This window comes from Acetobacter oeni, assembly GCF_011516825.1.
In the GTDB taxonomy this organism is placed as follows: domain Bacteria; phylum Pseudomonadota; class Alphaproteobacteria; order Acetobacterales; family Acetobacteraceae; genus Acetobacter; species Acetobacter oeni.
Genome location: NZ_WOTA01000056.1, coordinates 1 through 8,904, shown reverse-complemented (window position 1 = coordinate 8,904; position 8,904 = coordinate 1). Strand labels below are relative to the sequence as shown.

Below are 8,904 nucleotides of genomic sequence, written 5' to 3'. Positions count from 1 at the left end.
AAACATCCCGCCAGCAGAAGCTGAGGCACGCTTTTATGCACAACAGAAATCACATGCATTAGCCGCTTAAATCAGATAAAAAACGTCTCCACAAAACCCGGGGCAATTCAGAGCAGATGTACTTCTGGCAGACCTTCCCGATGAGGCAGAAGAGGTCATCGGGGACCGGGGATACGACAGTAATAAAATCAGGCAGTCTCTCGCAGAACGGAAGATCACCGCTTGTATTCCGCCGAAGAAGAACCGGAAATCAAAGCCACTTTACAACTGGCATCTATATAAAAAGCGCCACCTCATCGAAAACATGTTCGCAAAGCTCAAAGACTGGCGGCGGGTGGCAACACGATATGACCGCTGCGCACACACTTTCATGTCCGCTATCCACATCGCAGCAAGCTTCATCTTCTACCTCAAAGAATGAGTCCTGAGCCTAGTTGTCAGGTTGTGAGACGTCATTGGCGTAATCAAGGATTTCGTCGACCTGTTTCATGATGTCACGACCAGCCGGTTTGATATAGTCTTGATTACGTGACGCGGGATGTTTTTCAAGCCATGAGATGATGCATTGGGCGGGAGCGATGCCGCCCAGAACACGCTGCGGGCGATGATTGTAGGCGAAACAGAAGCCTCTGAGCAGAATTTCCAGATCTTCATGGTTTGAGACACAGACCTGCAGTACTTCTGTAGCGACACGGCCATTGAAGCGTTCCACCATTCCATTGGTCTGAGGGGAGTAAGCCTTGGTCCGGCGTCGGTCGATTCCCATGTCATGACAGGCTTTTTCGAAGGCGTCCGCTGTAAAGCAGGAGCCACGATCGGTCAGGATATGGGTGATCCGGAAAGGAAAGGCCGATTTGACGGCATTGAGGAAGTCAACGGAATTATCCGCATTTTCCGCGTCATAAACAGCCAGGTGCACTGAACGGGAACAGCGATCGATGGCGACATACAGAAAACGTTTCCGCCGGTCCCCATCTGCTGTCTGTAATTTTGGCAGATGTTTCACATCGATATGGACATAACCGGGATCGTAATCGCGGAACTTTCCCTGTCCCCGAACTGGTCCGGCCTTTGGAACAGGAGGCAGCCTGTTCAATCCGGCGTCTTTCAGTATCCGCCAGATATTGTCCCGGTTCAGATGCGGCAGGAAATGCCGTAAGACAAAGGTCAGATCATCCAGACCAAAACCGGTAGAACGCCGAAGCTGACAGACAATGGCGCGCTCCTCCTCCGAGGCTTTCCAGGCCAGCCTCCAGGGACGGCTGCTGCGGTCCTGACAGGCGTCCGAACCACGCCTGCGCCACTTGCGGACTGTTTCATCGCTGATCCCGTAGCGTCTGGCGAGCACGGATGTCGGTTCTGACGAACGAGCTATCTCAGCCCGGACAGCCGGTGTCGTGCGTGCCTGTGGGTGGATCTGAAGCATCATTCGGTCTCCCTGCAAACGGAAGAAAACAACGAAGCATAACGCGGTATCGCCCACGCTACATCATCCCAATGACGTCTCACAACCTGACAGCTAGATGATATCGTCGGATACTACAGCGGCAAGATAGAGCCATGATGTCATCAGCTTACACTAGGGCCTGTTAGATCTTAAAATACTTCCTATATTGTATGGATTGAAGAAGGAGACGGAACAGGCACTTTCACTGATGAGACATGGGCGATCTGGGAACCGCTGATTGAGGCGGTTCGGCCAAGGGGCAAGACACCGCCCCATGATCTGCGGCGTACGATAGCAGCGATCTTCTGGCGTCATGAGAATGGTGCGAAATGGCGAAGTATCCCCGCTGAGCTGGGTCCGTGGTGGCGGGCGGCGCAGCTTTTCATCCGCTGGGCGAAACTGGGGGTGTGGGAACGCCTGCTCGAACTGGTTCAGGACCACCACGGAGTGGCGCTGGGCATGACTTTTCTGGATGGCACGAACATCAGGGCTCACCACAAGGCGGCGGGAGCCCAAAAAAAGGGGCCTCTTTCGAAGAGCGAGACCATCGTGAAGCACTTGGCCGCTCTCGCGGCGGCTATGGCACAAAAGTGTGCGTGATCGCGGACGGACACGGAAAAGCCATTGGTTTCGCTCTGGCACCCGGACAGGCCCATGAACTGCCACTGGCGCCAGCCATGCTCGACGATCTCCCCTCTGTTCCCCTGTGGGTCGTGGCGGACAAAGGCTACGCGTCAGACGCCTTTCGTGAACGGATATGGGACATGGGAGCCCGACCGGCCATTCCCGCGAAACGACGCGATGCGCCGGTCGCCTGTCCCAAATGGGCCTATCGATGCCGACATCTTGTGGAGAACCTCTGGGCTCGTCTCAAGGAATGGCGCGCTGTCGCAACCAGATACGAAAAAACAGCAACCTCGTTCCTCGCGGTCATCCACATCGCTGCCGCCGCAGACTGGATCAAGTGCTAACAGGCCCTAGTAACTGCCGCGTCGAATATCCGCCGTAAGGCTACCCGTGCATGCTCATCGCTCCACTTCCCCGTCATAATCTTCTCCTTCAGGCGTTCTCAGACCGAATGGCGGTAAGAACGGCATCTGTAACTATACGAGTATTGGCTTGCCCCCCGAGGTCCGGTGTGTGGAGGTCCGTATTCGCAGTAACTCGCTCAATGGCTTTCATAAGATTTTCGGCTGCAGCGTGCTCTCCAAGATGATCCAGCATCATCACGGCCGACCAAAACGTGCCAACGGGGTTGGCAATACCTTTACCCATAATATCGAATGCAGAGCCATGAATTGGTTCAAACATTGAAGGAAATTTACGCTCCGGGTTTATGTTTGCGGTCGGAGCAATACCCAGGGATCCGGCTAGTGAAGCGGCCAGATCGGAAAGAATGTCAGCATGCAAGTTAGTAGCGACAATCGTGTCAAGTGTTTCGGGTTTCAGCGTCATACGCATAGTCATCGCATCAACCAACATCTTGTCGGAAGTTACATCTGGAAACTCCTTGGCAACTTCTGCTGCAATTTCATCCCACATGACCATCGCATATCGCTGGGCATTGGATTTGGTGACAACAGTCAACAACTTACGTGGCCTGCTCTGCGCCAATTTAAAAGCGAAGCGCATGATTCGCGTAACGCCAGCACGCGTCATCAACGAGAGATCCGTTGCAGCTTCTTCGGGCAGTCCCTGATGCACACGCCCACCAACTCCCGCATATTCTCCTTCGGAGTTCTCGCGTACAATGACCCAGTTCAATTCGGGGCCAATGACCTTACGCAGAGGAGATGTGATTCCGGGCAGTACGCGAGTTGGACGGACATTAGCATACTGGTCAAAAGGCTGGCAAATGGCCAGACGTAAGCCCCACAGCGTAACATGATCTGGAATATCTGGATGCCCTGCAGATCCGAACAGGATCGCATCGTGATTCCTGATCTGCTCGAGGCCGTCTTCCGGCATCATGCGACCATGTTTTTTATAGTAATCACCGCCCCAGTCGAAATGATCGAACTCGAAGGAAAAGCTCCCGTCCCGGTTGGCGAGAGCCTGAAGGGCTTCGACGCCGGCGTCTATGACTTCCGTTCCAATTCCGTCACCCGGGATCGCAGCGATTTTGTACGTTTTCATTATACTCTCCTGTTATTTAAAAAAAATCCATCACGCCTCAATATTCATCGGGCGTATGATGAACCGGGAGACCACAAAGGTCACGACTGCAGAGAGGATCAGTAATGCACTGACAAAGTAGAGACCTCCAGTGAAGTCATGCGTCTGCGTCTTTATCCAGCCGATCATGGCCGGACCGACGAAACCACCGAGACTGCCAACGGAGTTAATTGTCGCGAGCCCTGCTGCTGCACCTGGCCCTGAAAGGAACATTGTAGGCAGACTCCAAAATGGTGATTTGGCTGATGTGATCCCGACATTAACGACAGCCAATGCCGCCACAACGCTCACTACGCCTGCCGCATGATTGACCAGAAACAGACCAGCAGCAGCCAGCAAGCACGGCAATATAACATGAAATGGACGCTCATTTGTGCGATCAGAATGCCATGCCCAGACATACATGCCCACGATTGCAAGAGCTGGCGGCACCGCGTTCAGAAAACCAACCTGTATATTGGTCACACCGAAGCTTTTGATGATCTGAGGAGCCCACACTCCAAGAGTGTACAGGCCCGCCGATGTCCCAAAATAGACAAGGGCCAGAGCCAGAACACGAGGATCCGAAATTGCTCGACCTATACGACTGGTCTCTGTTGATACCTTCGCTGCCTTTTCAGCGTTGATGGTCGTAACAAGCCATGCACGCTCATCTTCCTCGAGCCACGAGGCTTGTTCGGGACGGTCTGTCATGTAAAACAGACACATCATGCCAAGAAAAAGAGCGGGGACAGCCTCAGAAAGAAACAGCCACTGCCAGCCCTTGAGTCCAAGAAATCCACTCAAGCCAAGAACCACGCCGGACAGAGGCGATCCAAACACCGCCGCAAGTGGTGCTGAAGCCATGAATAACGACGTAGCTTTCGCACGTTGTTGAGCAGGAAACCAATGGGAGATATAGAATATTACACCCGGGAAAAAGCCAGCCTCCGCCGCGCCCAGTAGGAATCGAACGATATAAAAACCAGTTGAGTCATTTATTAGAGATTCTATGGCCGCAAGGACTCCCAAGCTGACCATAATACGAGCGATCCACAGCCTAGCGCCGACTCTGTGCAACGCAAGATTCGAAGGAATTTCGCAAAGCAAATACCCCCAGAAAAATATGCCCGCTCCAAATCCGAATTCAGCAGAAGAAAGATTAAGATCTTTATTCATGCTAAGAGATGCAAAACCCAGATTTATTCGATCAAGAAACACCATGTAATATAGGCACATGATGAACGGTATAATTCTGAGCGAAACCTTGCGGGTCGTTTTTTTTCCGATATCGGGAGACATGAGTAATTCCTACTTGTCGTTTGTTATTTTTTATTATTCCCGGATTCACTTCCAAAGTAAAAAACTAGACGACTGATAGGGAGTAGACAATCTCCATTTTATTATATAGTAATTTGGTTCAATTCACCTGGCGCGGGGCTGTCACGTTAACTCCGCCGGCTTAACAAACATCTGCGGAAACGACCTGGAGGGTTCCAAAAACCGTTGATTGACATCTCTTGCGCCTGATTTCAGGTTTTTAGCGTGTTGACTTCTGCTTCCCTAGTCTGACTTTTACTCTTGGTTTTGAGCAGAGCGAGGGGTTCATGCTCTGTATTGCTAAGCGGCGGCGTTAATCCGCTCCAAGAGGAGAAAGCGGCGCATATTATAGACGATATTGGCCAGGCCGATTCTCATGGTGGCCCGAGTGATACCGACAGTTCGGATGAACAATCCCATTTGTGATTTCTGATCGGCAAAGACATGCTCGACACGCGACCGGATAACGGACTTTCCTGTGTTGGATCTCTGGATATGGCGTGGCATGGGCTTGAGATGCGGCTTTTTCCTGTGAACCTTCGAAACAAAGACCTGCTTTTCCATGAAGGCCTCATTGGCTTTTGAGCGGTAGGCTGTATCAGCCCAGACATCAGACGCCGTATTGCTGCGATCAAGAAGCCCCTCACGTAGTCTGGCACCATCGCTGGTAGCGGCATCTGTCGTCTTCCATTTGCGGATCAGCCGAAATTTCCGGTCGATGGAGATGTGCGATTTATAGCCAAAGAACGGGATGGCCAGATCTGTTGCAGGCATACTCCCGTCCTCCTGTCGCTTCGCTTTCGTGAATTTCAGAGTCCAGCGTGCATGCCTGTCCTTGTGGGACAGCCTTGACGGCTTGTCCTGCCAGTCCTGGGGGATCCGTCCTTCACGCAGACCCACCTTCTCCGTATTGGTATTGCGCTGCTTCGGAGCCGCTACCAGCGTGGCATCCAGGATCTGGCCTGACATCGGCAGATAACCGGCGTTACGCAGGGTTGCATCAAAGCGATTGAACAGAATTTCAATTGCTCCCGCCTGTGTCAGACGCTCCCGGAACAGCCAGACGGTTCTGGCATCCGGCACGCGGTCCGACAGTCCTAGACCTAAAAAGCGCATGAAGGAGAGACGGTCGGTGATCAGGTATTCCGTCCGTTCATCGGACAGATTGTTGAGTGTCTGGATCACCAGGATCTTGAACATCAGCACCGGATCAAACGGCGGACGACCGCCTTTACTCCCGTCTGAATAGGCCAGTGCCTCGTCCAGCTCCGGGCGGAACACCTCAAAATCCACAGTCCGGGAAAACGCTTCGAGCTGGTCGCCAAGACCGCTTAACCGAGCAAGCCGCTCCTCAACGCCAAAAAATACCGCCTGTTTCATATCCTCATTCCTCCAACCAGAACCGGAAAAATGGAATCACAGCGTAGGCCTCAATACCAAGAGGCTTTTAGGGCCTGTTAGATCTTGAATTTCTTCCCATATTGTAGGGATGGAAGAAGGAGACAGAACAGGCACCTTTACGGACGAGACATGGGCGATCTGGGAACCTCTGATTGAGGAGGTTCGCCCGAGGGGCAAGACGCCGCCACATGATCTGCGGCGGACGATAGCAGCGATTTTCTGGCGTCATGAGAATGGCGCGAAATGGCGGAGTATCCCCGCTGAACTGGGTCCGTGGTGGCGGGCTGCGCAGCTTTTCATCCGCTGGGCGAAGCTCGGCGTATGGGAGCGGCTGCTCGCACTGGTTCAGGAACAACAGGGAGTGGCATTCGGAATGACTTTTCTGGATGGCACGAACATCAGGGCTCACCACAAAGCGGCGGGAGCCCAAAAAAAGGGGCCTCTTTCGAAGAGCGAGACCATCGTGAAGCACTTGGCCGCTCTCGCGGCGGCTATGGCACAAAAGTCTGCGTGATCGCTGATGGACATGGAAAAGCCTTCGGTTTTGCGCTGGCCCCTGGACAGGCTCATGAACTGCCTCTGGCACCAGCCATGCTCGACAGCCTTCCCGCCACTCCCCTGTGGGTAGTAGCGGACAAGGGCTACGCGTCGAACGCCATGCGTGAACGGATATGGGACATGGGAGCACGGCCAGCCATTCCCGCGAAACGACGCGATGGCCCGGTCGCCTGCCCCAAATGGGCCTATCGGTGTCGGCATCTCGTTGAGAACCTCTGGGCTCGCCTCAAGGAGTGGCGCGCTGTCGCAACCAGATATGAAAAAACAGCAACGTCGTTCCTCGCGGTCATCCACATCGCTGCCGCAGCAGACTGGATCAAGCCCTAACAGGCCCTAGAACCCTCCACGTTCCACCAGCAATTGGCCGTTCTTCGCATGCAGCTTCAATTAACGTGACAGCACCACTAATGGTCCTTCGAACTCCCACTTCTCGTCCGTGCTTTCTCCCATTCGATGCAGACAAGCACCATTAATACGGCCAGTAGCTCCAAGAAATTTTACCAGACATAGTTTGATTTTATATTATAAAATGGCATAATGCGTCAAGGTGGAGGTGTGGCTATGGAATTGCATCAATTGCAATGTTTTATTAACGTTGCGGAAACTCTCCATTTCGGACAAGCCGCCAGAAATTTACAGATGTCGCCCGCAGCTATTGGACGTCAAATCAAATTACTCGAGGAAAGTTTGGGAACGACTCTGTTTGTTCGAACTACTCGTACAGTAGAGTTAACCGAAGATGGCGCCAGTCTCGTGGAGTCCGCTAGAAATTTATTAGAACAAGTTCAAGAAATCACTTTATATTTCCGACAAAGAAAGAGGGAGAAAACTGTCTCGAGATTCCGTATAGGAGCAATCGACAGCGCGTCTGCAGGTCTGATGCCTATACTTCTTAAGGATATGAAATTATCCAATCCCACAACAACTATACAATTGAGAGAGGACAAGACAATTAGGCTCTTGCCGAGACTCTTATCTGGAGCTCTTGATTTGGCCTTTGTGCGCCCACCTGAAAAATATGACAAGCGTCTGGAATTTAAATTTCTGTTTTATGAGTCACCCGTTTTGGCATTGCCAATTGGTCACATTCTAGCCAAAAGTCCGTCTATCAGCGTCTATCAAATTACCAGTGAACCGTTAATTGTGCCTGACAGGCGGGTTCGCCCCCATAGTTATGACTTGACGATGAGATTATTTCAGGAAGCTGGCGTGCGCCCGAATATCGCGGGAATTGCAGATGAGAAGAAAACTATCCTTGGCCTCGTCGCGGCAGGGCTCGGCATCGCTATTGTTCCACGATGGACCGCACAAGTTGTAGACCCATGTGTGTCTATAGTTCCTCTTGAAGTCCGTGGAAATAGCGAAATCGGACAGCTTCCACTTGCTGCAGCATGGCTTCGAAGTTCGCGTGACCCAGTGCGCGATACGATTCTTAATATGTTAATTAGTAACCTTGGGAAATATTCCTGCGGTGCATAACTAGCTGTCAGGTTGTGAGACGTCAACGGCGTATTTGAGGATTTCGTAGACTTGTTTCATGATACCTCGACTGTCTAATTTCACGTAATCAGAGTTGCGGGCTCTGGGATTTTCCTCGAGCCACGAAGTGATGTGTTCCACGGGGGATAGTCTGTTCAGAACACGCTGCTTTCGTTGGTTGTAAGCGAAGCAGAAGCCTCTGAGCAGGATTTCGAGATCCTCATGGCTTGAAACACAGACCTGCAGCACTTCTGTCACCACCCGGCCATTGAAGCGTTCCACCTTTCCATTGGTCTGAGGGGAATAAGCTTTCGTCCGGCGTCGGTCGATCGTCATGTCACGGCAGGCCTTTTCAAAGGCATCCGCCGTAAAACAGGAACCACGATCGGTCGGGATATGGGTGATCCGGAAAGGAAAGGCGGCTTTGACAGCCTTGACGCGGAAATCTCACAGAAGGGTTGTGCATCGGGTTAGATTATGAAAAAGTCTGTTTTGCACAAAAGAATTTTTCATAAGCAATAAACGAACCCGATGCAGACAGAGTG

8 protein-coding genes and 1 pseudogene are annotated in these 8,904 nt (G+C 52.2%); 4 read left to right on the top strand and 5 right to left on the bottom strand.

Translation table 11 applies throughout. The features are described 5' to 3' along the window. Positions 1-124 precede the first annotated feature (124 nt). A complete protein-coding gene (locus GOB90_RS19875; protein WP_373322125.1) occupies positions 125-421 on the top strand; it encodes a transposase in 297 nt (98 codons plus the stop codon). Positions 422-430: 9 nt separating this feature from the next. Here GOB90_RS19875 and GOB90_RS18065 read toward each other — a convergent pair whose 3' ends face one another. Continuing rightward, positions 431-1,426, bottom strand: coding sequence for an IS481 family transposase (locus GOB90_RS18065; protein ID WP_146892924.1), 996 nt, complete (start codon positions 1,424-1,426; stop codon positions 431-433). A 243-nt stretch (positions 1,427-1,669) separates the two neighbouring features. On the opposite strand from GOB90_RS18065, the gene GOB90_RS18060 reads away from it, so the two are divergent. Then, positions 1,670-2,418 (top strand): IS5 family transposase gene (locus GOB90_RS18060; RefSeq protein ID WP_099046888.1). Its coding sequence is split into 2 segments (ribosomal slippage): positions 1,670-1,961 and positions 1,961-2,418, totalling 750 coding nucleotides; the frame shifts between segments, so codons are not numbered across the junction. Between the two features lie 88 nt (positions 2,419-2,506). On the opposite strand, the gene GOB90_RS18055 is transcribed toward GOB90_RS18060, so the two are convergent. The 3 genes from GOB90_RS18055 to GOB90_RS18045 form a co-directional block, all read right to left on the bottom strand. Then, positions 2,507-3,583, bottom strand: coding sequence for a tartrate dehydrogenase (locus tag GOB90_RS18055; protein ID WP_146892913.1), 1,077 nt, complete (start codon positions 3,581-3,583; stop codon positions 2,507-2,509). Between the two features lie 30 nt (positions 3,584-3,613). Continuing rightward, positions 3,614-4,903: an MFS transporter gene (locus GOB90_RS18050; RefSeq protein ID WP_146892915.1), complete on the bottom strand. Its 1,290-nt coding sequence runs from the start codon at positions 4,901-4,903 to the stop codon at positions 3,614-3,616. A 318-nt stretch (positions 4,904-5,221) separates the two neighbouring features. Next, the gene (locus GOB90_RS18045; RefSeq protein WP_146892917.1) at positions 5,222-6,301 is read right to left on the bottom strand and encodes an IS5 family transposase; all 1,080 of its coding nucleotides are present in this window, start codon (positions 6,299-6,301) and stop codon (positions 5,222-5,224) included. A gap of 109 nt (positions 6,302-6,410) precedes the next feature. On the opposite strand from GOB90_RS18045, the gene GOB90_RS18040 reads away from it, so the two are divergent. Together GOB90_RS18040 and GOB90_RS18035 are read left to right on the top strand one after the other, a co-directional pair. After that, positions 6,411-7,207, top strand: a protein-coding gene (locus GOB90_RS18040) for an IS5 family transposase (RefSeq protein WP_082779839.1) whose coding sequence is annotated in 2 segments (ribosomal slippage) — positions 6,411-6,750 and positions 6,750-7,207 — 798 coding nt in all. Because the reading frame shifts where the segments join, the coding sequence is not laid out codon by codon here. A 234-nt stretch (positions 7,208-7,441) separates the two neighbouring features. Further along, positions 7,442-8,359, top strand: a complete 918-nt coding sequence (locus tag GOB90_RS18035) for a LysR family transcriptional regulator (protein ID WP_146892919.1) — start codon at positions 7,442-7,444, stop codon at positions 8,357-8,359. On the opposite strand, the pseudogene GOB90_RS18030 reads toward GOB90_RS18035, so the two are convergent. Next, positions 8,360-8,797: pseudogene (locus GOB90_RS18030) on the bottom strand (integrase core domain-containing protein); the annotation flags it as partial. Positions 8,798-8,904: the final 107 nt, after the last annotated feature.